At 70.6% G+C, this 25,724-nt stretch carries 31 protein-coding genes; 7 read left to right on the top strand and 24 right to left on the bottom strand.

What is annotated here, in order from left to right; genetic code table 11:
* Position 1: 1 nt before the first annotated feature.
* The 18 genes from VHR41_14365 to VHR41_14280 are packed head-to-tail and all read right to left on the bottom strand — an operon-like array spanning position 2 to position 12,481.
* Positions 2–541, bottom strand: a complete 540-nt coding sequence (locus VHR41_14365) for a TlpA disulfide reductase family protein (GenBank protein ID HEX3235379.1) — start codon at positions 539–541, stop codon at positions 2–4.
* Between the two features lie 8 nt (positions 542–549).
* Positions 550–1,215: a ribulose-phosphate 3-epimerase gene (gene rpe, locus VHR41_14360; protein ID HEX3235378.1), complete on the bottom strand. Its 666-nt coding sequence runs from the start codon at positions 1,213–1,215 to the stop codon at positions 550–552.
* Positions 1,212–1,790, bottom strand: coding sequence for a PASTA domain-containing protein (locus VHR41_14355; protein HEX3235377.1), 579 nt, complete (start codon positions 1,788–1,790; stop codon positions 1,212–1,214). The genes rpe and VHR41_14355 overlap by 4 nt, the downstream gene beginning before the upstream one ends.
* Positions 1,787–3,103: a transcription antitermination factor NusB gene (locus tag VHR41_14350; GenBank protein HEX3235376.1), complete on the bottom strand. Its 1,317-nt coding sequence runs from the start codon at positions 3,101–3,103 to the stop codon at positions 1,787–1,789. Before VHR41_14350 ends, VHR41_14355 begins: the two co-directional genes overlap by 4 nt.
* Before the next feature lie 12 nt (positions 3,104–3,115).
* On the bottom strand, positions 3,116–3,919 hold the full coding sequence (locus VHR41_14345) for a thiazole synthase (GenBank protein ID HEX3235375.1): 804 nt from the start codon (positions 3,917–3,919) through the stop codon (positions 3,116–3,118).
* A gap of 29 nt (positions 3,920–3,948) precedes the next feature.
* A complete protein-coding gene (gene thiS / locus VHR41_14340; protein ID HEX3235374.1) occupies positions 3,949–4,158 on the bottom strand; it encodes a sulfur carrier protein ThiS in 210 nt (69 codons plus the stop codon).
* On the bottom strand, positions 4,155–4,778 hold the full coding sequence (locus tag VHR41_14335) for a thiamine phosphate synthase (protein ID HEX3235373.1): 624 nt from the start codon (positions 4,776–4,778) through the stop codon (positions 4,155–4,157). Before VHR41_14335 ends, thiS begins: the two co-directional genes overlap by 4 nt.
* Positions 4,775–5,698: a methionyl-tRNA formyltransferase gene (fmt, locus tag VHR41_14330; protein HEX3235372.1), complete on the bottom strand. Its 924-nt coding sequence runs from the start codon at positions 5,696–5,698 to the stop codon at positions 4,775–4,777. Before fmt ends, VHR41_14335 begins: the two co-directional genes overlap by 4 nt.
* Positions 5,698–6,234 (bottom strand): peptide deformylase, encoded by a 537-nt coding sequence (gene def / locus VHR41_14325; GenBank protein HEX3235371.1) that lies wholly within the window; start codon positions 6,232–6,234, stop codon positions 5,698–5,700. Before def ends, fmt begins: the two co-directional genes overlap by 1 nt.
* Positions 6,231–6,563, bottom strand: a complete 333-nt coding sequence (gene yajC, locus VHR41_14320; GenBank protein HEX3235370.1) for a preprotein translocase subunit YajC — start codon at positions 6,561–6,563, stop codon at positions 6,231–6,233. Before yajC ends, def begins: the two co-directional genes overlap by 4 nt.
* 9 nt (positions 6,564–6,572) lie before the next feature.
* A complete protein-coding gene (gene tgt, locus VHR41_14315; protein ID HEX3235369.1) occupies positions 6,573–7,697 on the bottom strand; it encodes a tRNA guanosine(34) transglycosylase Tgt in 1,125 nt (374 codons plus the stop codon).
* Positions 7,697–8,221, bottom strand: a complete 525-nt coding sequence (locus VHR41_14310) for a DinB family protein (GenBank protein HEX3235368.1) — start codon at positions 8,219–8,221, stop codon at positions 7,697–7,699. The genes tgt and VHR41_14310 overlap by 1 nt, the downstream gene beginning before the upstream one ends.
* 14 nt (positions 8,222–8,235) lie before the next feature.
* A complete protein-coding gene (gene queA / locus VHR41_14305; protein ID HEX3235367.1) occupies positions 8,236–9,399 on the bottom strand; it encodes a tRNA preQ1(34) S-adenosylmethionine ribosyltransferase-isomerase QueA in 1,164 nt (387 codons plus the stop codon).
* Positions 9,389–10,414, bottom strand: coding sequence for a Holliday junction branch migration DNA helicase RuvB (gene ruvB / locus VHR41_14300; protein HEX3235366.1), 1,026 nt, complete (start codon positions 10,412–10,414; stop codon positions 9,389–9,391). Before ruvB ends, queA begins: the two co-directional genes overlap by 11 nt.
* A 17-nt stretch (positions 10,415–10,431) precedes the next feature.
* Positions 10,432–10,608 carry a hypothetical protein gene (locus VHR41_14295; GenBank protein HEX3235365.1) on the bottom strand — a complete coding sequence of 59 codons (177 nt, stop codon included), beginning with the start codon at positions 10,606–10,608 and terminating at the stop codon, positions 10,432–10,434.
* Between the two features lie 4 nt (positions 10,609–10,612).
* A complete protein-coding gene (ruvA, locus tag VHR41_14290) occupies positions 10,613–11,212 on the bottom strand; it encodes a Holliday junction branch migration protein RuvA (GenBank protein ID HEX3235364.1) in 600 nt (199 codons plus the stop codon).
* Positions 11,209–11,721, bottom strand: coding sequence for a crossover junction endodeoxyribonuclease RuvC (ruvC, locus tag VHR41_14285; GenBank protein ID HEX3235363.1), 513 nt, complete (start codon positions 11,719–11,721; stop codon positions 11,209–11,211). Before ruvC ends, ruvA begins: the two co-directional genes overlap by 4 nt.
* Positions 11,722–11,731: 10 nt before the next feature.
* Positions 11,732–12,481 carry a YebC/PmpR family DNA-binding transcriptional regulator gene (locus tag VHR41_14280; protein ID HEX3235362.1) on the bottom strand — a complete coding sequence of 250 codons (750 nt, stop codon included), beginning with the start codon at positions 12,479–12,481 and terminating at the stop codon, positions 11,732–11,734.
* A 149-nt stretch (positions 12,482–12,630) separates the two neighbouring features.
* On the opposite strand from VHR41_14280, the gene VHR41_14275 reads away from it, so the two are divergent.
* Positions 12,631–13,053: a hypothetical protein gene (locus tag VHR41_14275; protein HEX3235361.1), complete on the top strand. Its 423-nt coding sequence runs from the start codon at positions 12,631–12,633 to the stop codon at positions 13,051–13,053.
* A 7-nt stretch (positions 13,054–13,060) separates the two neighbouring features.
* On the opposite strand, the gene VHR41_14270 is transcribed toward VHR41_14275, so the two are convergent.
* Genes VHR41_14270 through waaF form a run of 3 tightly spaced genes read right to left on the bottom strand, consistent with a single transcriptional unit; the run spans position 13,061 to position 15,329 of the window.
* Positions 13,061–13,924, bottom strand: coding sequence for a DnaB-like helicase C-terminal domain-containing protein (locus tag VHR41_14270; protein HEX3235360.1), 864 nt, complete (start codon positions 13,922–13,924; stop codon positions 13,061–13,063).
* Positions 13,921–14,307, bottom strand: coding sequence for a hypothetical protein (locus VHR41_14265; protein HEX3235359.1), 387 nt, complete (start codon positions 14,305–14,307; stop codon positions 13,921–13,923). Before VHR41_14265 ends, VHR41_14270 begins: the two co-directional genes overlap by 4 nt.
* Complete coding sequence (waaF, locus tag VHR41_14260; protein ID HEX3235358.1) at positions 14,304–15,329, bottom strand: lipopolysaccharide heptosyltransferase II; 1,026 nt, start codon at positions 15,327–15,329, stop codon at positions 14,304–14,306. Before waaF ends, VHR41_14265 begins: the two co-directional genes overlap by 4 nt.
* A gap of 65 nt (positions 15,330–15,394) precedes the next feature.
* On the opposite strand from waaF, the gene VHR41_14255 reads away from it, so the two are divergent.
* The 3 genes from VHR41_14255 to VHR41_14245 are packed head-to-tail and all read left to right on the top strand — an operon-like array spanning position 15,395 to position 19,823.
* Complete coding sequence (locus VHR41_14255) at positions 15,395–16,960, top strand: response regulator (protein HEX3235357.1); 1,566 nt, start codon at positions 15,395–15,397, stop codon at positions 16,958–16,960.
* A 2-nt stretch (positions 16,961–16,962) separates the two neighbouring features.
* Positions 16,963–18,795, top strand: coding sequence for an ABC transporter ATP-binding protein (locus tag VHR41_14250; protein HEX3235356.1), 1,833 nt, complete (start codon positions 16,963–16,965; stop codon positions 18,793–18,795).
* Positions 18,796–18,833: 38 nt separating this feature from the next.
* A complete protein-coding gene (locus VHR41_14245; GenBank protein HEX3235355.1) occupies positions 18,834–19,823 on the top strand; it encodes a glycosyltransferase in 990 nt (329 codons plus the stop codon).
* Here the strand turns inward: VHR41_14245 and VHR41_14240 are convergent.
* Both VHR41_14240 and VHR41_14235 read right to left on the bottom strand, forming a co-directional pair.
* On the bottom strand, positions 19,811–20,851 hold the full coding sequence (locus VHR41_14240; GenBank protein ID HEX3235354.1) for a glycosyltransferase: 1,041 nt from the start codon (positions 20,849–20,851) through the stop codon (positions 19,811–19,813). The two genes, VHR41_14245 and VHR41_14240, sit on opposite strands and share 13 nt — an antisense overlap.
* Positions 20,848–21,804, bottom strand: coding sequence for a glycosyltransferase (locus VHR41_14235; protein ID HEX3235353.1), 957 nt, complete (start codon positions 21,802–21,804; stop codon positions 20,848–20,850). Before VHR41_14235 ends, VHR41_14240 begins: the two co-directional genes overlap by 4 nt.
* On the opposite strand from VHR41_14235, the gene VHR41_14230 reads away from it, so the two are divergent.
* Positions 21,803–22,729 carry a hypothetical protein gene (locus VHR41_14230; GenBank protein ID HEX3235352.1) on the top strand — a complete coding sequence of 309 codons (927 nt, stop codon included), beginning with the start codon at positions 21,803–21,805 and terminating at the stop codon, positions 22,727–22,729. The genes VHR41_14235 and VHR41_14230 overlap by 2 nt on opposite strands.
* Here VHR41_14230 and VHR41_14225 read toward each other — a convergent pair.
* Positions 22,714–23,697 carry a glycosyltransferase gene (locus VHR41_14225; protein ID HEX3235351.1) on the bottom strand — a complete coding sequence of 328 codons (984 nt, stop codon included), beginning with the start codon at positions 23,695–23,697 and terminating at the stop codon, positions 22,714–22,716. The two genes, VHR41_14230 and VHR41_14225, sit on opposite strands and share 16 nt — an antisense overlap.
* 76 nt (positions 23,698–23,773) lie before the next feature.
* Between VHR41_14225 and VHR41_14220 the strand changes: the two genes are divergently transcribed.
* Positions 23,774–24,577: a class I SAM-dependent methyltransferase gene (locus VHR41_14220; GenBank protein HEX3235350.1), complete on the top strand. Its 804-nt coding sequence runs from the start codon at positions 23,774–23,776 to the stop codon at positions 24,575–24,577.
* Positions 24,574–25,719, top strand: coding sequence for a glycosyltransferase family 4 protein (locus tag VHR41_14215; protein ID HEX3235349.1), 1,146 nt, complete (start codon positions 24,574–24,576; stop codon positions 25,717–25,719). Before VHR41_14220 ends, VHR41_14215 begins: the two co-directional genes overlap by 4 nt.
* Positions 25,720–25,724 lie beyond the last annotated feature (5 nt).

The raw sequence follows: 25,724 nt of genomic DNA, 5'->3' as shown, positions 1-25,724 counted from the left end.
GTCAGGTCCCCGGCTCGGCCAGCAGGCGCTCGAGCAGGGCGCGATTGACCGGTGAGTTCCAGTCGTGCGCGCCGATGATGCGCTTCACGATGACGCCCTGGCGGTTGAGCAGGAAGCTCTCGGGCACGCCGGTGGTCTGGTAGATCTGCTGGATTCGGGTGCTCCGGTCCTGCAACAGGTCGAACGACAGCCCCAGCTGCTGCCCGAATGCCCGGACCTCGTCGGGCTCGCCTTCGTCGATGCTCACCGCGGCGACCGCGAAGCCGCGGGGGGCGAGGGCCCGATAGACCTGCTCCATCGCCGGCATCTCGATCTTGCAGGGCTCGCACCAGGTGGCCCAGATGTTCACCAGGGTGACCTTGCCCCAGTAGCGCTGCCGGAGCGTCACCGAATCGCCGGTGGCGAGGTCCACCGCGTTGAAGTCCGGCGCGGTGGCGCCCACCTCCACGGAGGCGACCTCGCTGCCGACCCGGGTGAGCACGGCCGCCCCGGTGGCGACGCCCGCCAGCACCACCCCGACGAAGATCCATTGCCTGGACATCGGTCGCCTCAGACGGGCACGGCGCATTGCCGGATGAGGGTTCGTACCGCCTCCGCCGGGTCGGCGGTGCCGAACACGGAGGTGCCAGCCACGAAGGTGTCGGCCCCGGCCGACCATGCCTGGCCGATCGTGGCGCGGGTGATGCCACCGTCGACCTCGAGCGCCGCGCGGGATCCGCCCCGGTCCAGCATCGCGCGGGCCCGGCGGATCTTGTCGGTGGCGTTAGGCAGGTAGGACTGACCGCCGAATCCCGGGTTCACCGACATGATCAGCAGCAGATCGAGATCATCCACCACCTCTTCCGCCAGAGCCAGCGGGCTGGCCGGGTTGAGCGCCAGGCCCGCCAGCATGCCGCGCTCGCGCACGACGGCGAGCTGCCGCTGCACGTGCCAGGTGGCTTCGGGGTGGAAGGTGAAGACCGTGGCGCCCTCGTCGGCGAACTCGGCGATGTACTGCTCCGGCCGCTCGACCATCAGGTGCACGTCGATCGGACGGTCGGTAATCCGCCGGACGGCGTGAATGACCGGTGCGCCGAAGGTGAGATTGGGCACGAAGTGGCCGTCCATCACATCCACGTGGATCCACTCGGCTCCGCCGGCGAGCGCCTGCTCGATCTCCTCCCGCAGCCGCCCGAGGTCGGCGCTCAGCACGCTGGGGGCGATGCGCACGCTCACAGTCCTCCTCCGGTCGGGGCCGCGGCGCTCACCACCAGGTCGACCGCAGCACCTCGGGGCTGGCCGCTCCCGACCCCCGGGCGGGTCGCGATCACCACACCGGCTTCGGGGCCCGCACGTACGGTGTCGATCCGGCCCACCTTGACTCCGGCCGCGTCGAACACCTTCTCCGCGTCGGGAAGCGCGAAGCCGATCACGTCGGGGACGGTGGCCGGCGCCGGGCCGCCGCTCAGGACCAGCTCCACGTTGCTGTTGGGCGCCAGCACCATCTCCGGCGGCGGATCCTGCCACAGCACGGTTCCGCGGGGTGAGGTGTCGCTGGGCCGCTCCTCCTCGATCCGCGGCCGGAATCCCAGCCCGGCCAGCTTGGCCCGCGCCGCCGCCTCGGGAAGGCCGAGCACCCGGGGAATCGGGTGGTCGGTGCCGATCACCGAGCCCGGCGAGATCCACAAGGCCGACACTCCATAGCCTACCACGAACGTGAGCGTCACCAGACCGAGGTCGCGCAGGAACCGCCGGAGCGGCGTGCCCGGACCGAAGGAGAAGGCCGGTCCGGTGTGACGTCGTGTCCTCATCGGGCGCGCCTCAGCCGGGCCGCGAAGGCTCCGTCCATATGATGACGCTGCGGGAGGATCATGAGATCTCCGTCGGGTGACTGCAGGGCCGGCGGGAACGTCTCGCTGGGCTCGCGCTTGAACTCCCGGTGCCGGTCGAGAAAACGAGCGACCTGCCGCTCGTTCTCCTCCGGCTCCAGGGAGCAGGTGGCGTAGATCAGCAGCCCGCCGGGCGCCACCACGGTGGCGGCGCGGTCCAGCAGCTCGGCCTGGCGCCGCTCCAGCATGGCGAGCGCGTCAGGCGTGATCCGAACGCGAGCGTCGGGATGCCGGGCGAAGGTCCCGGTGCCCAGGCAGGGCGCGTCGAGCAGCACCGCGTCCAGCGGCCGGAGCGGCGGGTGCCGCGCGTCCGCTACCACCGTCTGCTCCCGTCCGCTGCCCGCTCGGGCGAGATTGGCCACGAGGCGCCGCACCCGGGCACGGCTCACATCCGCGGCGATGACGCCTGCCACCCGGCGGCCCAGTGAGATCGTCTTGCCGCCCGGCGCGGCAGCGGCGTCGTAGAGCGTCACCTCCGGCGGCAGATCGGCGAACCGGGCGAGCAGCGCCTGCGCCGGATCCTGCACTAGGAAGGCACCTTCGTCGTAGCCCGGAAGATCGGTGGGCCGGGTCCGATCGGTGATCAGACCCGCGCCGTACGGCGCCGGCTCCACCGCGATCCCGGCCCCGCGCCATCTCGCCTCCAGCGCGGGAAGCTCCTCGCGGGCTGCCTGGAGGACCAACCGGGGCCTGGTGTTGTTCCAGAGGAGAAGCGCGCGGGTCTCCTCCGGACCGTACCGCTCGAGCCAGCGCTCCACCATCCACCGTGGATGGGAGAACTCGTCGGCCAGGCGCGCGGCGGCACCGCGGGCAGCGGCGGTGCCGCCGTCGGGCGCGGACGTGGCGGGACCCAGGCGGCGGAGCACCGCGTTCACGAAGCCGCCCGCTCTGGCGCCGCCGACTTCCTTGGCCAGGGTGACGCTGGTGTCCACCGCGGCATGGGCGGGGATCCGGTCGAGCGCCGAGAGCTGAAAGGCGCCGAGTCGGAGGACCTCCTTGAGCTGGGGGGCAACGCCATCCCAGCCGCGGGGTACCAGCGGTGCCAGCCGTTCATCGAGGGTGTTCTGGCTTCGCAGCACGCCCGCCGCCAATTCGTGCGCCAGCCGCCGGTCGGCGGCGGACAGATCCTTCACGGCCTGATCCAGGGCCAGGCCGAACGGCCGGCCGGCGCGGACCTGCTGCAGCACCTCGAGCGCGGCCCGGCGCGATGCGACGCCCGATCCGGGGGAATCCACTGTCGCGTCGGTCTACTCCAGCATTCCGCGCAGTGGACTCGACGGCACCGCCACTTCGCGGCGGGGCATCCGGCCGGCGAGATAGGCCGCGCGTCCGGCCTCGACGGCCAGGCGCATCGCGCGCGCCATGGTCGGCGGATCCTGCGCTTCGGCCAGCGCGGTGTTCATCAGGATTCCGTCGACGCCCTGCTCCATGGTGACACAGGCGTCGGACGCGGTGCCCACTCCGGCGTCGACGACCACCGGTACCCTCAGCCGGCGCTTGATGGTGCGGATGCCGTACGGATTGAGCAGCCCCAGCCCGCTTCCGATGGGCGAGGCGAGCGGCATGACGGCGGCGCAGCCGGCATCTTCCAGCCGAAGCGCCGTGATCAGGTCGTCGGTGGTATAGGCCAGGACCTTGAAGCCGTCGCGCACCAGCTCGCGGGTGGCCAGCAGCAGGCCCTCGGCGTCGGGGAGCAGCGTCTCCCGGTCGCCGATGACCTCCAGCTTGACGAAATCGTTGAATCCGGCCTCGCGGCTGAGCCGGGCGTAGCGGATGGCCTCGTCGGCCGTGTAGCAGCCGGCGGTGTTGGGAAGGAGGAAGTACTGATCCGGGCTCAGGTGGAAGAGAATACTCTCTTCCTTGCTGCGGTCGAGGTCGACCCGGCGCACCGCGACCGTGACGATCTCGGCGCCCGAGGCATCGATGGCGCGCACCATGTCGTTGTTGGTGCGGTATTTCCCGGTGCCTACCATGAGCCGGGAGCGGAAGCTCCGGCCGCCGATGGTGAGCGGACTGTCCAGGGCTGGTTCGTGGGCGAGCGTGGCGGTCATGCGGGGAACATAATGAGGTTCGGCTCGCTTCACCCTCCGCCCACGAAGTGCACCAGCTCGATGGTGTCGCCCTCGGCAACGGGGGTCTCGGCGAGACGGGGGCGCCGGACGATCTCGCGGTTGAGCTCCACCACCACGCTGCGAGGGTCGAGGCCAAGCTGCGCCAGGAGCTCCAGCAGGGTGGCCGGCCCCGCGATCTCGCGGGTCTCGCCGTTCACGAGCACCTGGAGCCGGCTCATGAGGCGTCCAGCCATGGCTGCAGCAGGGCCAGCGCCGCGGCGGCGGAGTCGGGCGCGCGCCAGAGCGCGGAGATCGCGGCCACGCCGTAGGCACCCGCGTCGCGGACTTCGGGGGCACGCGCCGGATCGATGCCGCCGATGGCGATCACCGGCCGCCCCAGCGACGCCGTCTCCCTGACCAGGTCGAGTCCCACCGCCGGCCGATCCGGATGGGAGCCGCTCCGGAACACGCTCCCCACCAGGAGAAAGTCCGCCCCCTCCTCCACCGCCCGCGCCGCCTCGGACGGACTGTGCACCGAGCGGCCGATCCACCCCTGCGGAAAGATGCCGCGCGCGTCTTCCGCCGTGAGGTCCTCGGCGCCGAGCTGGAGGCCTTGCGCGCCCAGGGCGGCGGCGATGTCCGGCCGGGCGTTCACGAACACCGATGCCTCGGGCGGCCGGGCGAGCGCCATGAGCCGGCGGGCGGCCGCGGTGAGGACGGCCCCGCTGGCGGAGCGGTCGCGGGCGTGGAGGGCCACGGCCGGACCGGCGGCGGCGATCGCCGCCGCACGGATTCCCAGATCCGGTGCCGCGAGCACGACGGCGTCGGTGATGGCATGGAGACGCGGCAACGGTCTCACGCGAACTGCTCTCCGACGCTCACCCCACGCCCGCGGACCCACGCGCCCACCGGGAGCCGGGCCTTTCCGGCCGGCTGGACCTCCTTGAGGGCGACGGCCCCGCGCCCGCACGCCACGACCAGGCGCTCGTCGGCCGCCAGCACCGTGCCCGGCGCGCCGTGCGCGATGGAGGCTGCCGCGCCGAAGAGTTTGAGCGGTGCTCCGGCGTGCGAGGTCCACGCGCCGGGGCTCGGGTCGAACGCCCGGACCTGCCGCACCACGGCCTCCGCATCCCCGGCCCAGTCGAGATGGGCCGACTCCCGCTCGATCTTGGGAGCGTAGGTGGCGGCGCCGTCGTCCTGCGGCTCGGCGGTGACCGATCCCGTGGCGAGCAGCGAGAGCACGCTGGTCAGCGCGGCCGCCCCGAGCACCGCGAGCCGGGCAGCCAGCGCGCCGGCGGTCTCATTGGGGCCGATGGCCGTGGCCACCCGATGGAGCACCGGTCCGGTGTCGAGCCCCTCTTCCATGCGCATGATGCTGATGCCGGTCTCTCCGTCTCCCGCGAGCAGGGCATGCTGCACCGGCGCGGCGCCGCGCCAGCGGGGGAGCAGTGAGGCATGGACGTTGATCATGCCGTGGGCTGGAACATTCAGCACCTCGCGGCGCAGCACGTGACCGTAGGCCACGACCACGCCGAGCTCGGGCTCCAGCCGCCGGAGGCTGGCGAGGAAGAGATCGCCGACCGGCCGGACCGGCTGCAGCAGCGGGAGCTGCTCCCGCTCGGCGACCAGCTTGATGGGTGGAGGGACCAGGGTGGAGCGGGAGCGCCCCTGTGGCTTGTCGGGCTGGGTGACGACGCCGGCGATTACCTGGCGCTCGCGGAGGAGCGCCTCGAGCGAGGGGACGGCAAACTCCGGCGTGCCGAAGAAGACGATCCGCATCACTCCGACCGGGCGGATTCCGGCTGCACCTCTTTGAGGTAGCTCGCGTCATCCTTGTGCTCCCGCCGCCAGCGGGCCAGCAGGATCTGCCGCTTCACCAGACTCAAGTGATCGAGGAAGAGGATGCCGTCGAGGTGATCGATCTCGTGCTGGATGGCCCGCGCCTTGAGGCCGGTGGCCTCGCGCCGGTAGCGCTGTCCGTCCTGATCGACCGCCTCGATGACCACCCGCTCGGGGCGGCCGACATCGCCGAAGATCTCGGGAATGGAGAGGCAGCCTTCCTCGGCGGTCGAGCGACCCTCGGTCTCGACGATCACCGGGTCGATCATGGCGAACCGATCGCCGTCGGCATCGACCACCGCCACCCGGCGGGCCACCCCGACCTGATTGGCGGCGAGACCGACGCCGCGGGCGGCGTCCATCGTCTCGAACAGGTCCTCGACCAGCCGGCGGACGTCGTCGTCCACCGCGCCCACCTCCGCGCTGTGTTGCCGGAGGACGGGAGAGCCCAGCAGGTGCAGGGTCCTGAGGCTCATGCCGCGGACACGCTCTGGGCCGAGGCGCCGCCGATGCGCACGATCCGCGACCGCTCGACGATGACGCTGGCCGTGCCGCTCTCCACCGTCACCCGGGTCTCCTTCACACCATCGGCCTCCACGTCCTTGATGTCCTTCACCCGCCCGATGATGCCACCGCTGGTCATCACCTCGTCGCCCTTTTTCAGGTTCGCCAGCATCTCGGCGTGCTTCTTTCTGGCCTGGCCCGACGGGCGCAGGATGAGGAAATAGAAGACCAGGCCGATCGCGACCATCTGCAGCAGCAGGACGCTGAGTCCGCCGCCCGAACCGGATTGGGTTCCGAACATGGTCTCTCCTCAGGTGCCTCGAGCATAGTGGCGGCGGAGCCATTCGTAGCGCCAGCCGTCGAACGTGCCGGCGAGCAGGTGCGCCCGCGCCTGCTCGCCCAGCCGGACCAGGAACCGGACATTGTGCAGCGAGATCAGCCGGAGCCCCAGGATGTCCTCGATCACGAACAGGTGCCGGAGATAGCCCCGGGGAAACGTGGTGCAGGTCTCGCAATCGCACTCGGGGTCGAGCGGCTCGTCCGATCCGGTGAGCGCGGCGCCCCGCACGTTGATCCTGCCGGTCGGGAGCCACGCGGTCCCGTGGCGGCCGTTCCGGGTGGCCGCCACACAGTCGAAGAGATCGATGCCGCGGGCGATCCCCTCGACCAGGTCCGCCGGGAAGCCGACACCCATAAGATAACGGGGGATCTCCCGCGGCAGGGCAGGCTCCAGCGCTTCCAGCACGCGATGCATCACCGGTTTCGGCTCGCCCACCGAGAGACCGCCGATGGCGATCCCGGTCCACGGTCCTGCCGCGAGCGTGCCCTCCAGCGAGCGGCGGCGGAGATCGTCGTGGGTCCCGCCCTGGATGATGGGCCAGATCGTCTGGCAGCCCCCATCGCCCAGCTGGCCGTGCCTGGCCTTGCAGCGCGCGAGCCAGCGCAGGGTCCGCTCCATCCCGTCGAGCGCCGCGTCGTGCGGGGCCTGGCCAGGCACCACGTGATCGAAGGCCATGGCGACGTCGGCCCCGAGGGCCCACTGAATCTCCATGGCGCGCTCGGGCGTGAGGGTCCGGTAGGAGCCGTCGACGTGGCTCTGAAATTCGACGCCTTCCTCGGAGATCTTCCGGAGCCCTTCGAGCGAGAACACCTGGAAGCCGCCCGAGTCGGTGAGCATGGGGCGGTCCCAGGTGGTGAACCGGTTGAGTCCGCCCATCGAGCGGATCACGTCTTCGCCGGGGCGGAGGTGCAGGTGATAGGTATTGCCCAGGATGATCTGGGCCGCGGTGCGGCGGACGTCTCCCGCGCTCAGGCCGCGGACCACCCCGTGGGTGCCGACCGGCATGAACGCGGGGGTCCGCACCTCACCGTGGGGCAGGCTGAGGGTGCCCGCGCGGGCGGCGCCGGAGGTGGCCTCGACCCGAAACTGGAACATCAGCCGAGAATGCGATCGATCTGCCGCCGATGCACCAGGTCGTGACCCGCCATCATCCGGATCATCAGGTCGACGCTTTCGAGTCCCCGCTCGCTGTGCAGCCCCGCGCGTTGGCGCTGCTCCGGCGTGAGCGTTCGCCAGAGGTTGAGATTGCCGCCGCGCAATCCACCCAACTGACCGAGCGCCACGTCGAGCGGCACGTCCGCGTAGCGGAGCACCGAGACCCAGCGGTCCTGATCGTAGCCCTGGAGTGGAGGCTGGTCTTCGGTGAGCGCCATCCGGATGCGGAAGCTCATGACCAGCTCGGCATCGGCGAGGTGTTGAATCACCTCGATCACCGACCACTTGCCCGGCGCCTCCGGCCGGCGGAGCCGGGCCTGGTCGAGTCCGGCCACCCGACGTTGGAGCCAGGGGACTTGCTCCGCCGCCACCGCCAGCGGGTCTTTGGAGCCCAGCAGGTCGAGCAGCGCACGCACGTAGCCGGCGGCGGCAGCGGCGTTGCCTGCCGGATTGGTAAAGGTCATGGAAGCTCCCGGACTCAGAGGATCACCATCGCGTCGCCATAGGAATAGAATCGGTATCGGTCGGCAACGGCGTGCTGGTACGCGGCCATCGTCAGCTCCCAGCCCGCAAAGGCGCTCACCAGCATGAGCAGGGTGGAGCGGGGCAGATGGAAGTTGGTGATCAGCCGGTCCACCACCCGGAAGGTGTAGCCGGGCGTGATCATGAGCGAGGTCTCGCCGGCCCCCGCCCGGATCATACCGTCCGAGTCCGCCGCGCTCTCGAGCGCGCGTACCACGGTGGTGCCCACCGCCCAGACCCGCCCGCCTTGCTCGTGCACCAGCTCGATGAGCGCGGCGAGCCGGGGAGTAATCTCGTAGCGCTCGGGATGCATCGCGTGTTCCCGGGGGTTCTCGACCTCGACCGGCTTGAAGGTACCAGGTCCGACCTGGAGATCGAGCCCGGAGATCACCACCCCGTTCGCGCTCAGCGTATCGAGCAGCTCGGGGGTGAAGTGCAGGCCGGCCGTCGGCGCCGCCACGCTCCCCTCGAGCCGGGCGTAGACGGTCTGGTAGCGAGTCTCGTCCTGGTCGGTCGGCGCGCGGGTGATGTAGGGCGGGAGCGGCAGCAGACCGAATCGGGCAATGGCGTCCTCCGCCGCGAGGCCGACGAACCGCACCAGCCGGTTGCCGTCCGGCAGCACCTCCACCGTCTCCACCTCGGCGCCCTCCGCTAGCGCGATGCGCTTTCCCGGCTCCAACGCGCTGCCCGGCTTCCCCATGGCGAGCCAGGTGTCGCCCGGGCCGGGGTGAATCAGCAGCACTTCCGCTGGCGCGCCCGAGGGACGCCGTCCCAGGAGCCGCGCGTGGCGGACCTTGGTGGTGTTGAGCACCAGGAGATCGCCGGGAGGGATGATGGACGGAAGCTGGGAGAAGCGCGAATCCACCAGCACGGCGCCGGACACCGCGCGGGTATCGCCGGGGAGCATCTCGGGCCGGCGGAAGGCCCCGCTCCGTCGGCCGGGCCGCCGCGCCGGGTCCGGGCCTGCGCGCCGGTCGCCGGCCTGGGCTTCGCGCCGGTCGGCCCGTATCACCATCAGCAGCCGGCTCGCGCTCCTGTCCGCCAGCGGCTCCTGGGCGATGAGCTCGGGCGGAAGGTCGTAGTCGAAATCAGCGGTGCGAAGGCGGGGCTCAGCCGTCAAAGATCGTCGTCTGCCCGACGGGCGGCGTCAGGCCGAAGTGGCGGTAGGCGTGCGCGGTGGCGCACCGGCCTCGGGGCGTGCGCTCCAGGAAGCCCTGCTGAATGAGGTACGGCTCGTACACGTCCTCCAGTGTGCCCGCGTCCTCTCCCACCGCCACCGCGACGGTCCCCAGACCCACCGGTCCGCCGCCGAACTTCTCGATGATGGTGGTGAGAATGCGCGAGTCCATATCGTCGAGTCCGAAGCTGTCCACGTTGAGTCGGGCCAGGGCGGCATCCGCCACCTCGGTCGTGATCCGGCCGTCCGCCTTCACCTGGGCGTAGTCCCGCACCCGGCGGAGCAGCCGGTTGGCGACCCGCGGTGTGCCCCGGCTCCGCCGGGCGATCTCCGCGGCGCCGGTCTCGTCGATGGGGACCGCGAGGATGGTCGCGGAGCGCATCACGATGCGCTGCAGCTCGTCGGCCGGATAGAAGCCCAACCGCTCCACCAGACCGAAGCGGGCCCGCATCGGCGGGGTCAGGAGTCCGAACCGCGTGGTGGCGCCGACCAGGGTGAAGCGTTCGAGCGCCATGGGGATGGTCTGCGCGTGGGGTCCCTCCGAGATGCGGACGTCGACCCGGTAATCCTCCATGGCGGGATAGAGGAACTCCTCCAGCGCCGGCTTCATCCGGTGGATCTCGTCGATGAAAAGCATGTCGCCCGCGCCGAGCGACGTGAGCAGGCCGACCAGGTCGCCCGGTTTCTCCAGCACCGGACCGGAGGTGGTGCGGAGCTGCACGCCCATCTCCTTTGCCATGAGCATTGCAAGCGTGGTCTTGCCCAGCCCGGGCGGCCCGAAGAAGAGGGTGTGGTCCAGGGTCTCCCGGCGCTGCTTGGCGGCATCGATCGCGATCTGGAGCGAGCTCTTCACCTGCGCCTGGCCGATGAACTCGTCCAGTCTGGATGGCCGGAGCGCGGCATCGGCGCCGGTCTCCTCGGGGAGGACCTCGGGGGTGGTGACCTGTAGTCTCGTCATGTGGTGCACCTGGGCCTTCAGTCGTCCAGCCGCGCGGTCCAGCGTACCGGGCGGGTACCCGGCTCGATCAGGTGCCGGGCGTGGCAATGATTGCAGACGTCGACCGTCTGGCTGGTGGTTGCCGGAACCAGCTTGCGATTGGTGGTGCCGCAGCGGGTGCAGTTCCACTCGGCGGTCACCGCGGCGACGGTCATGGGATCAGCGCCCTCCCCGGGCGGCGGCAAGCTGCTGCAGCGCGCGGCGGATAAGTTGCGACGGCTCCATCGGCGTCTCTTCGGCCAGGGCGGCTCGCACGGCGTCATCGGCCGCCGCGACTCCGTAGCCCAGGCTCACCAGTGCGCGGACCGCGTCCTCGGTGCCGGCCGGCCTCGACGGCTGCGGCTCCAGCATCAGGCCGCCGAACCGGTCCTGCAGCTCCAGCACGAGGCGCTCCGCCTTCTTCTTGCCGATGCCGCCGACGGAACTGAGCGCCGTGAGGTCCCGCGCGAGGATGCTGCGCACCGTGCGCTCCGGGCCCAGCGCCGAGAGCAGGGCGAGGGCCAGCTTGGGACCGAACCCGCTGGCGCCGAGCAGCCGTTGGAAGACCAACCGCTCCGCCGCCCGGTCGAAGCCGAACAGGGCCCAACCGTCTTCCTTCACCACCAGCTCGGTATGGAGACTCACCCGGCCGCCTTGGGGCGGAAGCCGCTCCGCTACGCCGGTGGGCACGGTCACGGCGTAGCCCACGCCGCCTTCGGTCTGCACCACGATGGTGTCGCCATCCCGCTCGGAGAGCGTGCCAGTCACCGTGGCGATCATCGCGCGCCCGTGACCTGGCGGAAGAACGCCGCCTGGCGGGTGGCGATCAACAGGTGGGTCAGCGCCACCGCCACACCGTCGGCCGCATCCGCCGGCTGAGGCGGCGCCTTGAGCCGGAGCAGCTGCGCCACCATGTACCCCACTTGGGGCTTCAGCGCCGCGCCCCGTCCCACCACCGCCTTCTTCACCTGCGCCGGCGAGTACTCCGCGATCGTCACCCCGGCCTGCTCGGCCGCGAGCAGGATGACGCCGCGGGCATGGCTCAGCACCACCGTGGTCCGCACGTTCTTGCCGTAGAAGGCGCTCTCCACGGCCATCGCATCCGGCGCGTGCTGGGTGAGGAGCGTGGCCATGCCCTCATGGATCATGCGGAGTCTCGCCGGCAGAGTGTCGCGAGCGGTGGTGGTGAGGGTGCCGCACTCGACCAGCCGGGGATGAGGTCCGGTCCCGCTCTCCACCACGCCATAGCCCAGGACCGCGGTGCCCGGGTCGATCCCCAGCACCCTCACCGAGGCGCTCTCAGGCCTCGGCCTCGGCCAGGTGGGCGGCGTCGATATCGAAGTTGGAGGAGACCTTGGAGACGTCGTCCAGCTCCTCCAGCACCTCCATCAGCCGGAGAATCCGCTCGGCGTCCACGCCCTCGACCTTGACGGTGTTCCTGGGCACCATCGTCAACTCGGCCGACTCGATCGCCAGCTTCCGCGCCCGGAGCGCGTCCTGCACCGCGTGGAAGGCGGCTGGGGTGGTGGTGATGACGAACTGATCGCCCTCCCGGGTGAAGTCTTCGGCGCCGGCGTCCAACGCCGCCTCGAGAGTCGGGTCCTCATCGTAGCGAGTGGCGTCAAGATAGATCTGGCCCTTCCGGTCGAACATCCAGGCCACCGAGTTGGTAGCGCCGAGGTTGCCGCCGTTGCGGCTGAAGGCGTGGCGGATCTCGGCGACCGTCCGGTTGGGATTGTCGGTGGTGGCCTCGATGAAGATGGCGGCGCCGCCGGGTCCGTAGCCCTCGTAGGTGAGCTCCTCGTAGACGCTCCCTTCCAGCTCACCGGTGCCCTTCTTTACCGCGCGATCGATGTTCTCGCCGGGCATGTTGACCGCCTTGGCGGCATCGATCGCGGTGCGGAGGCGGGGGTTGCCGCCGGGGTCGCCCCCGCCGCTTCGGGCGGCGACGGTGATCTCGCGGATGACCTTGGTCCAGGAGGAGGCACGCCGGGCATCGGTGACCGCCTTCTTCCGCTTGATCTGTTTCCACTTGCTATGGCCGGCCATAGCCGAACTCCTTACCGCTGACAAGGTTGGGACGCTGCGATGGGCGGGCTCTCGGACCCGGAGCGCAGGCGGAAACATAAGTCTGACAGCCGCTTGCGGCAACGCGCAGCACTTGACCGACACCGGTCCGGACGCTAGTCTCCCGCCTCATGAACCCCTGGAAAATCTGCCTGGCCGCGCTCGCTCTCGCGGTGGCCGCGTGCGGTGAGAAGCCGCCGAGCCCTCCCAAGATGTCGGACGTGTTCAGCCGGCTGCCGATCCCTCCGCAGGCGACCTTCGTCTCCCGGTCGGGCGGCGCCGATGCCCTGCAGATCACGCTGCGGACACCGATCCGGCCGGACCAGATCGCCACGTACTACCGCTCGGTATTCAAGAATGACGGCTGGAAGCTGATCAACGACGCCAAGGACCGGGGTGGAAGCGTGGTGCTCTTCGCGCAACGGGAGAACCGGCCGCTCTGGGTGCGGGTGAGGCTGGATCCTGGCACCGGGGGGGCTTTGGTGGATCTGGCGGGAGCCGTGGTGGACAGCGCGAAGGTGGCGCAGGCGTCCGGGAGCAAACCCACGTCGTAGCGCGCGCTCAGGACGACGGGTCCAGCATGTCCTCGAACCGGAGCCATCGCGGATAGAAATACAGATCCACGAACCCGGTCGCCCCGTTGCGGTTCTTGGCGATGATGAGCTCCGTCGCCCCTTCGACGCCGTGGCCCGGCCGATACATCTCCTCCCGATAGATCGCCAGCACCAAGTCCGCGTTCTGCTTGATGCTCCCCAGCGCGCCGAGATCGTCGAGCGTGGGCCGCGGGTCATCCCGGCCCGCGCGGTGTCGGGGCAGTTGCGCCAGCGCCAGCACCGCCACGTTGGCTTCGACCGCCAATCCTTTGAGCGCCCGCACGGCCAGCGCGATTCGCTCGTCCAGCCGCGCGGCCGGGCGGGGCGACGGGGTGAGCTGCAGCGAGTCGACCACCACCAGCTGGCGCCCGGGCACCTGCTCCAGCGCCGAGCCGACCTCATCGAAGCTTTCCCCCAGCAGCGGCCGGAGCAGGAGCGGGGCGTTGCGCAGGCGGAGCGCCGCGGCTCCCACCGCCGCCCGGGTGACCGCATCGAGCCGGCCCTGGCGGAGGTCGTCGATCGCCGCCTTGCCCTCGAGGGCGAGCGCGCGCTCCATCACCCGCTCGGGACTCATCTCACCGGAGAGATAGACGGCAGGAATGCCGGCCATCGCCGCGCGCACCGCGATGCCCAGTGCCAGGGCCGACTTCCCACTGGCCACGTCGCCGGCGAGCACCACCAGGTCCTGTCGGCGGAAGCCACCGCCCAGGGTCCGGTCGAGGGATGGAAACCCGGTGGCCACAGTGTCGGGCCCGGTGGATCCCGGCTCGATCGCGTCGATCCGCGCCACCAGCGCCTCGAGCGGTCCGGCCACCTCCCGTCGCGGCGTCACCGCTCCCCCCGGAACACCGCGCGGGCCGACCGCGCCGCCAGGGTGAGCGCCTCACCCGCCGCGCTGCCGCCCGATTCGCGGGCGGGCGCCACCAACTGGCTCAACACCTGGGCGACGCTCTCGGGCCGGGCCTCCCGGAGCTGACTCACCGCGGCGGTAAGCGCGCGCCGGAGCGGAGGCGGCATCGTGAGACTGGAGAGTCGCTGCTCCAGTGCCTGCACCCGCCGCCGGTGAGCCCGCTCCAGCGGTGGGGGCTCCACCAGGAGGTCCTGCGCCACTCTCACGGTGAGCCAGAGCGCGAAGACGCCCTCGCGCTTGGGCCCGCGGACGGTCTCGCTCAACAGGGTCAGCAGGGCGACGGCGGGCGGGTCCCAGGCACTCACGCCAGTGCCCGGGTGAGGGCAGTGAAGACCATCTCGGGCTGGATCTCGCGCATGCAGCGATGGTGCTCCAGCGGGCACGCGGGTCCGCCGTGACTGCTGCAGGGACGGCAGCCGAGGTCTCGCTCCACCACGGTCGCGCGCGCCTTGTAGGGAAAGAATCCGAACTGCCGCACCGTGGGTCCGAAGAGGGCGACCACCGGTGTGTCTAGCCCGGTGGCCATGTGCATGACGCCGGTGTCGCCCGAGATCAGCGCGGCCGACCGCTTGATCACGGCCCCGGTGCCCTGGAGGCTCAGGTCCCCCGCGGCGCTGGCGACGCGGGACCCGGCGCGCACCGCCAGGTCGGTGCCGGTGGCGGAGTCGTCCGGGCCGCCCACGATCACCACGTCGGCCCCGGTGTGGACGATGCTGCGGATGAGCTGGACCCAGTAATCCCGGGGCCAGCGCTTGGTGGCATGGGCGGCACCCGGCGCGATGCTGACCATCGGCCGCTCGCCGCCGATACCCGCCTGCGCCAACCACGCGGCGGCCCGATCCTCCTCGCCCGGATTGAGGAAGAACTCGGGCGGCGCGCCATCGGGCTCGACGCCCAGGTCGCGTGCCGCTTCGAAATACCGCTCCGCCACCGGCACATACTCGGGATAGGCGTTGCGCTTGGTTCGGATCAGCAGCTCCCGCGCCCCCCGTTGGTTGGAATAGCTCGACCAGGGACCCCGGGCGAGCAGGCGGATCGGTGCGGTCCTGAGGCCGCCCTGCAGGTCGAGGAGATGGGTGTAGTGCACGCTCCGGATCTGCTTCACGATGTCCCGGACGCCGTCGGTCGGAGCCACGCCGAACACTTCATTGACGTTGGGGTTGTCGCTCACCAGCGGGGTGTACTGGCGCTTGGTCAGCACGGTGATCCGCGCGCCGGGATAGCGGGTGCGGATGGCGCGCAAGAGCGGCGTCATCAGGATGATGTCGCCGATCGCGCTGAACCGCAGCACCAACACGTCTGGGGAGAGGAAAATGCTGTACGCCACGGCGGCAATGTACGCCTCCGATGCGGCGGGGTGAAGAGTTCCGCGCCCGGGGTTAGACTTCGTGGATGCCGCGTCCCAAGAGCATTCTCTGGGTGGACGATGAGGTCGAGAGCCTCACGTCCCATATCATGTTCCTGGAGGAGCAGGGGTTCGCCGTGGAGACCAGCACCCATGGCGATGATGCCCTGGTGTTGCTCCAGCGCCAGCCCTACGGGGTGGTCCTCCTGGACGAGCAGATGCCCGGCCGGCGCGGGCTCGAGCTCTTCCGTGCCATCCGCGCGCTGGACCACGGCATGCCGGTGGTGATGGTCACCAAGAGCGAGGAGAACGACACCCTCAAGGACGCCATCGGCTCCGACATCTCCGACTACCTGATCAAGCCGGTCAACCCGCGGCAGATCCTCTCGGTGGTCACCCGGCTGCTGGACGGCGACCGGATCCGGCAGCAGCGCCTCTCCCGCGACTTCGCCACCCGGTTCCGCGAGCTCGAGGCCCGCCGCGGCGGACCGCTCGCCTGGCGCGAGTGGGTCGAGCTGGTGGCGGAGCTGGCCGAATGGGAGGTCCGGCTGGGCCAGGCGGACGAGCCGGGGCTGCAGGACGCGCTCCGTACCCTGCAGGAGAGTCTGCGCCAGGACTTCGCCCGGTTCCTTCAGCGCAACTACGCCCACTGGCTGCACGACGGCGACAGCGACCGCCCGCCGCTCTCTGTGGACATCGGCGCCGAGTTCCTGCGGCCGGTGCTGCAGAGCCACGGGAAGGTGCTGCTGGTGGTGGTGGACTGCCTCCGGCTGGATCAGTGGGCCATGATCCGCCCGCTGATCGGGGCTCGCTTCGACATCGAGACGGCGCACTACTTCTCCATTCTGCCGACGGCCACGCCGTTCGCCCGGAACGCCATCTTCAGCGGGCTGTTTCCGGCGGAGATCAAGGCGCGCTATCCCAAGTGGTGGAGCGATCAGGAGGAAGCCAGCCTCAACGCGCACGAGGCGGAGCTGCTCACCGAGCAGCTCAAGGACCTCACCGGCAAGGCCGTGCCGGTGCATTACGAGAAGGTCTTCACCGCTGCCGACGGCGATGCCCTGCTCAAGCGGCTTCCCGCCCATCTGTCGCAAGGGGGCGTCACCGCGCTGGTGTTCAACTTCATCGACCAGCTCACCCACGGCCGCACCGAGAACTCCACCCTGTTCGAGGTGGCCCGCGACACCTCGGCGCTCCGGAACCTCACCCGGACCTGGTTCGAGCGCTCCCCGCTGTGGGACGCCCTGCGTGAGGCCGAGCGGCGGGGCGTCCCGGTGCTGCTCACCACCGACCACGGGTCGATCCACTGCCACACCCCGGCCACGGTCTTCGCCAAGCGGGACACCACGGCCAACCTGCGCTACAAGTTCGGCGAGGACCTGAGAGCCCAGGAGGCCGAGGCGGCGCTGGTGGTGGAGGACCTGCCCAGCTTCGGGCTGCCGGCCCGGACGCCGGCCACCCGGCTGCTGCTGGCCACCGGAGATCGCTTCTTCGTCTACCCGACCAAGCTCCGGGAGTATCAGGCCCGCTACCGCGGCGCCTTCCTCCACGGGGGAGTCTCGCCGGAAGAGGTGATCCTGCCGATCGCCCTGCTGACGCCCCGGCACGGCTGACCGTGCGGACCGAGCTCCGGCTGCTGCGGCAGGTCCGACCCTACCGGGGCTGGCTGGCGCTCGGGCTTCTCACCACCTTCCTGGCGTCGCTGCTCGACGGGGTGACCCTGGTCATCCTGATCCCGCTGCTCAAACACCTCTTCGGCACCGCCGGACCGCTCCGCGCCGGGTCCACCCGGCTGGAGGCCCTGGTCTACCACGTGACCGAGCCGCTGGTGGCGGGACTCACGCCCGCGGGGGCGGCAGGCCGGCTGGTGGTGCTGCTCGCGATCGGCCTGCTGCTCAAGAACGCGCTCGCCTACGCGTCGACCCAGATCTCGGTCGGGGTGCAGGAAGGATTGGTGCGCGACCTCCGCACCCGGATCTTCAGCCACATGCTGACGCTCGACCTGGGCTACTTCCAGCGGACCCGGGCCGGGCAGCTCATCTCGGGCATCATCACCGAGGTGGATCAGACCAAGACGGTCATTACGGCGTCGCTGCTTTCGCTCTTCCAGAACGCGGTGGTGGTGGCGACCACGCTGGTGGTGCTGAGCCAGATCTCGCTCCGGCTCACCCTCCTCACCCTGGCGTTCGTGCCGTTCCTGGTGCTGCTGCTGCAGTCGCTCCTCATCCGGCTCCGGCGGCACTCGCGGGCCCGCACCCGTGAGCGGGGCGAGGTGACGGCCACGATCACCGAGCGGATCAGCGCCATCCGGCTCATCCGCTCCTACGGCGAGGAGCCCCGTGAGGCGGCGCGCTTTGCCTCCCAGGCCAGCCGGTACCGGAAACAGGTGATCCGCACCCAGCGCTTCTCCTCCCTCACCAGTCCGCTCACCGAGGTCTTCTCCGGGCTGCTGGTGATCCTCATCATCTGGGCCGCCACCAAGCCTGGTCTCATCGGTCTCTCCGCGCCGCTCGCGCCCGAGACGATCATCGTCTTCCTCATGGCGGCGCTGAAGCTGACTTCGCCGCTCAAGACCATCGCCTCTTACCCCGCCGTCATGGCGGTCACCCTGGCGAGTGCCGAGCGGGTGTTCGAGATCCTGGACGAGCCCTCGAGCGAGCTCGATCAGCCGGGCGAGGGCGAGGCCCGCTTCCAGCGCGAGGTGGTCTTCGACCGGGTCTCGTTCCGCTATGGGAGCGGCGACCCGGTGCTGCTCGACGTCTCCTTCGTGCTGCCGCGCGGGCGTGTCGTGGCCCTCGTGGGCCCCTCCGGGGCGGGGAAGACCACGCTGGCCGACCTGCTGCCCCGGTTCCACGACCCGACCGGGGGAGAGATCCTGATGGACGGGGTTCCGCTCACCCGGCTCACCCGGCGCTCGATCCGCGCGCTGCTCGGCGTGGTGAGCCAGGATACCGTGCTGCTCAACGACACGGTGCATGCCAATATCGCCTACGGCTCACCGGGAGCTACCCGAGCCCAGGTCGAGGCGGCCGCGGAGGCGGCCAACGCGGCCGGCTTCATCGCCCAGCTCCCTCAGGGCTACGAGACGGTTCTCGGGGAGCGGGGCACCCGCCTCTCGGGCGGCCAGCGGCAGCGCATCGCCATCGCCCGCGCGCTGCTGCGCGATCCGCCGATCCTTATCCTCGACGAGGCCACCAGCGCGCTGGACACCGAATCGGAGCGCCTGGTCCAGCAGGCGATCGACCGGCTGATGCGGGAGCGCACCGTGCTGGTGATCGCCCACCGCCTCGCCACCGTGCGGGACGCCGACGAGATCGTGGTGCTCGATGCCGGCCGGATCGTGCAGCGCGGCACCCACGAGGAGCTCTTCCGGGCCCGCGGTCTCTATCGCCGGCTCTACGATCTGCAATTTCGCGACGAGGAGACGACCGTGCCGGCGGAGTTGTAATCGTCTCGCCATTCGCTACCTTCGGAACCGTGTCAGACATGTTCTCCGATACCCGGGTCTTTCTGGTCGGCGAGTTCGACGAGCAGCTCCACGCCCACGCCAGGCTCCGCCGGCGGGCGCTGGAGCGGCTCGGCTGCCGGGTGGTGGCGTTCAACCTCTCGCGCTCGGGCGGGTGGCTGAGCCGGCTCCGCCGGATCGGACTGCAGGAGCGGCTGGCCCGCGCGTTGGGGCATACGTCGCCCGCGCTGGTGCTGGTGCTCGAGGGCACCCAGATCGACGCCGGCATGGTGGCCTGGCTCAAGAAAGCGGTCCACGCTACCTGGGTGAACTGGTTCTGCGACGCCCGGCGCTCCCCGCAAGAAATCCGCCCTTACGCCGCCTCCTACGACGCCGTGTTCGTAGCGGACAGCGCCACCGCCGGCGTGCTCGAGGCCGCCGGCAACCCACCGGTCTACTACCTTGCGGCCGGCTGCGACCCGTCGGTGCACCGCCCCATGCGTGCGCGCGACCGATTCCGGGCCAACGTGGTGTTCGTCGGCACCGCGACGCCCCATCGCGAGCGGATGCTGTGGGAGCTGGTGGAGTACGGGCTGGCGGTCTGGGGTCCGGGCTGGCGGAAGACCAGGCTGCGGGACTACTGCCGGGGGGAGCTGCTGCAGCACGAGGACTACGTGCGGGCCTACGCGGGAGCCTCGGTGGCCATCAACATCCCCTGCGTCGAGGGCGCGCAGTCAGGCGTAGACCGCCGCCTGTTCGAGCTCGCGGCCATCGGGGTGCCCCAGGTGGTCGAAGACTCGCCCGACCTGCACGACTACTTCCGCGAAGGCTCCGAGATCCTGGTGGCGCGCGGCACGGCCGATCTCCGAAGTCTCACGGCGGAAGCGCTGCACGATCGCGCCTGGGCGGAGCAGGTGGGCGCGGGGGCGCGCCAGCGGGCGCTCACCGAGCACACCTACATGCACCGGATGTGGGCCCTGCTGGAAACCGTCACCCCCCGAGCGGACCCGCCCCCGGCTTACGCCGTCTGATCCATTGGAGCGCGGCCATCCGCGTCCGCCTCCGGCACGGTGTCGTCCAGCGAAAATCCGCGGCCCTCGAGCAGCAGAGCCAGGCGGTCGGCATAGGTGTGATGCTCCAGGACATGGCGGCGGCCGGCATGGGCAATGGCGGAGCGGATCTCGGGCCGGTGCAGATAGTAGTGAATGAGATCCACCGCTTCCTCCGCCGGGTCGTACCACACGCAGTGCTCGCCTCCGTGGGCCAGGCTATCGATCCCCTCCATCCAGGGACCCAGATAGAAGCCGCCGCACGCCAGGATCTTCCACATATGATTCGAGGGGCAGGCCTGCTCGGTGCTCTGGGCACGAAACGCATGCGCGCCGAGCGAGATGGCCGCGCCCCGCACCACCCTGGCGAGCTGGCGGCCGCGCACCGCGCCACCGGCCACCGGCAGATCGCCGTCGGCGTCCTCCCAGCCGGGACCGCGGATCTGCAGGGCGAATCGCGCGGCGACGCTACGCAGCAACTGGTGCCGGAAGGAGTACTCCCCCGATCCGACGAAGGAGACCTCGCAGCGGTAGCGGCGCGAGGACCATCGCGCCGGGCGATCGAGCGCGGGATCGGCCGCGAGGGGGAGAAAGTGCACCGCGTGGATACCCGCGGACTGGTAGAGCTCCACCTGCGAGGGGCAGGTGACGAACATCCGATCCACCGCGCGAGCCAGCCGAATGATACGTTCGTGCGGCTTGCTCACCAGGTCGAAGGACCAGAACGCGGAGCGGCGGCCCCGGACCAGGGCGTCCAGCGTGGGCTGGTCCAGGGCGGCGGCATGGCGGGTCAGGAGGACGCTGTCCGGTGCGAAGCTGTCGGCCCGCCAGCGGATGAGGCGTCCGGCCGGGCCCCCGAGCCGCTGCTGCCAGCGGGGGACGTCGAGGAGGCGGACCGTGTGGCCCAGCTCCCGGACACCCCGGGCGATCGCCGCCTCGATGCGGTGGGAGCCGCCGCGGCCCACGATCAGCACGCGGCGGCGGGTCCGTCCAGGTTCAGATAGCGTCATGGAAGATCCAATGTAGCCGCTCGGCCGGGCGGCAACACCCCCTCCGGCAGACTACCCGTCTCGAGGAATCCCTGGTACATCCGCAGGTATCGCTCCGCCATGACGCGGTGCGAGAAATGCCGCTCGGCACGGGCCCGGCAGGCCAGCGGGTCGATGCGCTCGATGTCGTGAGCTAGTGCCGCAAGCTCGGCAACCGAATCGCCCAACGCTCCCACGTCCGGGGTAATCACTTCGGGCAGCGCACCCCGCCGGGTGCCCAGCACGGGCGTCCCGCTCATCATCGCCTCGACCGCGGTGAGCCCGAACGGCTCGTCCCATCGCGCCGGCATCCAGAGACAGCGAGCGCCGGCGAGCCACTCCGCCTTGGCCGCGCCGTCCACCGATCCCACGAACCGGACGCCCCGCCGGACACTGGGGCGCCATCCGCCCGCCAGCACCAGCCGGCGGCCGCTGGCGCGCGCACCCTCGATGGCCCAGCGGTAGCCCTTGAGCCCGTGCAGCCGTCCGAGGAACAGGTCGTAGTCGCCCTTCGCCCGCCGGAAGACGAACTCGCCGGGATCCACTCCGTTGTGCACGAAGGCTGACGCACCGTGCCGCCGGGCATGGTCGGCACTGACGTAGATGGTGTTCGCCGGCCGGGTCACCCCGGGCTTGCTGTTGCCGTGCAGGGTGAAGACGTGGGGCACGCCGGCGGGCAGATAACGCGGACCATGGAGGTGCAGAATGTCGAAGGCCGCCGGAAGCTGCGCGGCGAGGTCGAACTCCCGCCGGCGAAGCGCCGCCGGATCGAGCGCGATCAGCTCCGCCTCCGGTACCCGCGACCCTCGGGGCGCCAGCAGGGTGACCCGGTGTCCCAGCGCGGCCAGCCCGCGCGTGAGCCATACGACCACCCGCTCGGTTCCACCGTAGCCCCGTACCGGGAGTCGCGCATGATGGTAGAGGACGACGTGCATGGGTGAGGAAATCTATATTGCGACCGGGACACCAACCCCACCAGCGCTGGAGAACCACGCCGTGCTCAAGGTGTCGGGCTTCACCATCGTGAGGAACGCCCTCAAGCTGGACTTTCCGCTGGAAGCGAGCCTCTGCTCGATCCTGCCGATCTGCGATGAGGTCGTAGTGAACGTGGGCCGCTCGGAAGACGAGACCCTGGAGCTGGTGCGCGGGATTGACGACCCCAAGATCCGCATCGTCGAGACCGAATGGGACATGAGCCAGGGCAATGCGGTGCTGGCGATCGAGACGCTCCGGGCGATGCAGCACTGCGGGCATCCCTGGGGCATCTACATCCAGGCGGACGAAGTGCTGGAGGAGCACGGCGCCGTCGAGCTCGCGCGGGCGATCCAGAGATACGACGGCGATCCGAAAGTGGAAGGGCTGCTGGTCCGCTACCTCCACTTCTATGGCGGGTTCGACACGATCGCGACTCACCGGCGTTGGTATCGGCGCGAGGTCCGGGCCGTGCGGCTCGATCCCGCGCTCGACATTCGCCCGTACCAGGACGCGCAGGGCTTCCGGGTGGGGCCAGAGCACCGGAAGATCCGGGCACGACTCACCAGTGCCGAGATGTTCCACTACGGTTGGGCCCGTCCCGCGCAGGCGCTGCGGCAGAAGCGGGAGCTCGACCGAGCGATGTTTCCCTGGCGGCAGTCCGATCCGAGCATGCCGCTGCTCGCCTGGGTGCCGGGGATCCGGCCCTTCCGCCGGCCCCATCCCGCCGTCGCGAGGGAGTGGATCGCCGCGCGGCGGCATGACCCCGCGCGCATCATCTCGCCCCGCCGGTTCCGCTGGAGATTTTTCCGCTACTGGATCTCGGGCCTGATCGAGCGGCTGACCGGCATCCGGGTGTTCGAATACCGCAACTACACCATCGTCTGAGGGCTCGCGGCGTCGTAGCCACGGCGGTCCAACAGCAGGCGGACCCGGTGGGCATAGGTGTGGTGAGCCAGGGCGTGCTCGCGACCCGCGGCGGCGATGGCCCGCCGCTCATCGGGCCGGTCGAGATAATACCGCGCCAGCTCCGCGGCCTCGCCCGGCTGGCGGTACCAGGCGCAGTGCTCGCCGTGACGGGCAAAGGCGTCCAGCCCCTCGACCCACTCGCCCAGGTAGAAGCCGCCGCACCCCATGACCTTCCACATGCGGTTCGAGGCGGAGCCGTGCTGTGCCGCCATCTCGGGCAGCGAGTTGGCCCCCAGCGAGATGGCCGCGCCGCTCACGGTCTGGGCATACGCCGGGCCATACACCGGGCCGCCCACGACGGGCATGTCCGCCGGGGCGCGCTCCCAGTCGGTGCCGCGAATGTGCAGCTTCGCCACCCCGCTCACGGCCCGGAGCACGGCGAAACGGTTCTCGAATTTGCCGCTGCCGACGAATACCACGTCGCAGCGGAAAGCCGCGGGGATCGGGTCCGGGGCCGGGCGGTCGAGCTCCGGGTCCATGCCCTGCGGCAAGTGCAGGACCCGCTCGATTCCGTGCTGGCGAAAGACCTCGACTTGGGGCGCGTAGGTGGTGTACATGGTATCGACCAGCCGGCCCAGGGTGATGACATCTTTGATCGGTGGGATGCGGAGGTCGAAGTACCAGAAGGCGGAATAGCGCCCGCGGAAGAGGCTCCGGAGCCGCGCCTCGCCCAGCAGCAGCGCGTGCCGCGAGCAGATCAGCACGTCAGGCTCGAACGCCTCGATCCGGCGCTGTAGGAGCGGCGCGGCCAGCCGACCTAGATTCTGGGTCCAGGTGACGGCGTTGATCACCAGAGAGGGCAGTCCCAGGGACTCGACGGCCCGCCCGATAGCGGCTTCGTTCTTGTGGCTCCGCCCCGCTCCGATGATGACGACGCGCAGGATCATCCTCCAGGGTGCGTGGCCCGGCGGAGCGAGCCGCGGAAAAGCGGAAAGATAGCGACCACGCCATCATTGAGGGTCCATGAAACTCATCTCCTTGCGCAGCGTCCGCTCCCAGACTCGGGCTCAGTGGCTCGGCCTCGGGGCCATCGTGGCCGGCGTGGTCACTGGACTCTGGGGTGCGGGGTGGGCCGGCGCCGCGCTCTGCGCCGTCGGGACCGGCGCCGTTGTGCTGGCCGAGCTGGCGCGGACGGAGGCGACGCTGTTGCAGGCCGCCCGGCAGCAGGAGGCGCTCATTCAGCTCCAGCCCTTGCTGGGTGACTTTCCGGTCTGGCTGGGCGGATGGGCCGCCGATCCGCTGGTGATGCGGCGCGCCGTCGAGCTGGTGGCCGAGCGGCGCCCGCGGCTGGTGGTGGAGTGCGGCTCGGGCAGCTCCACGGTGGTCCTGGCCCGCTGCCTTCGCCGGCTGGGCGCCGGCCGACTGGTGTCGCTGGAGCACGATCCCGAGTTCGCCAGGCGCACGCTCGAGCAGCTCCGCCTGCACGGCCTGGCGGATCTGGTCACCCTGGTGACGGCACCGCTGGTGGAGCGGCCCGCGCCCGACGGGCGGTCGCTCCGATGGTACGCACCGGTCTACGAATCCGCGCTGGGCGAGCCGATCGATCTGCTGGTGGTGGACGGTCCGCCAGGCGCCGGCGGGCCCCGCGCGCGCTACCCCGCGGTGCCGCTCCTCGGGCCGCATCTCGCGCCCGGGTGCGCCATCCTGCTCGACGACGGCAACCGCGCCGACGAGCGGGAGATCGCGGAGACCTGGGCCCGCGAGCAGGGGTGGCGCGCCACGCGGCTGCCCACCGGCCGCGGTGCCTGGCTGCTCGAGCGCGCGTGAGCCCGGCCGTTCCCGGCATGCGCGTGGCTCTCATGATCGGTGCGGTCGGCTGGCGCGGATCGGCCGCCAGCTATGCCAAGATCGCCCAGGGGCTGCTGGAGCGAGGACACCAGTCGTTGCTGCTCACCGGCGCCCCCCGCCTCACCAGGCGATTCGAAGAGGAAGGCCTGCCGGTGACCCAGCTCCCGGCCAAGAATACCGGCCCGCGCGAGGTCTGGGCATTGAACCGGGCGCTGCGCGGGCTGGGCGCGCAGGCCATCATCGTCGACACGCCGCGCGACCTGCGCCTGGCGGGATACGCCACGCTCCCGCTCAAGACGGCGGTGGTGTATCGCTACAATCTGAATTATCGGGGCGCGCGAGGGCACCTGGCCGACCGAATGTACGCCCGGCGCATCTCCCTCCTGGTGTTTCAATCGCACTTCATCCGGGAGGACGCCTACCGGCAGTCTCCCTGGCTTCGCCGGATTCCCCAGGTGCGAATCCCCAATGGCTACGATACCGTGCGCTACCGGCCCGATCCCCAGGCCGGGCTGGCCTTCCGCGCGGCGTACCGGATCGGCCCCGACCGCTTCGTGGTCCTCACGCCCGGAAAGCTGGCGCGCAACAAGGGTCACGAAGTGGCCTTCGACGCGCTGGCGGGAGTGGTGGCCCGGGAACATCCGCCCATCACCTATGTCGTGATGGGCGACGGCGCCCGGGAGACCGAGCTTCGGTCGCTGGCCGACCGGCTGTCGCTGCCGACGATCTTCACCGGATTGCTGAGTCCGGCGGAAGTGGCGGCCGCGCTCAATGCGGCCGATCTGGTGGTGCACCCCTCGCCCAGGGAGACATTCCCCAACGCGGTGGGCGAGGCGATGTCGTGCGCCCGTCCCGTGGTGGCCGCGGACGGGGGTGGCACCGGCGAGCTGGTCGGTCGCGATGGTAGCGCCGGGCTCCTGGTGCCGCCGGGCGATCCCGACGCGCTCGGCGCCACTGTCGCGGCGTTGCTCGACGATCCTGGCCGCCGCCGGTTGCTGGGCGAGGGCGGTCGCCGGCGGATCGAAGTCGAGTTCCCGCTCCATCGCATGGTCGACGGCTATGAAGCCGCGCTCGGCGGGGCGCTCCGCGTCCACTCGTCGCTCCCGCCGCTCCTGCGCTAGATTGT

Source organism: Gemmatimonadales bacterium (genome assembly GCA_036265815.1).
Taxonomy (GTDB): Bacteria; Gemmatimonadota; Gemmatimonadetes; order Gemmatimonadales; family GWC2-71-9; genus CAVVWJ01.
This window is presented reverse-complemented; position numbering and strand designations above follow the sequence as displayed.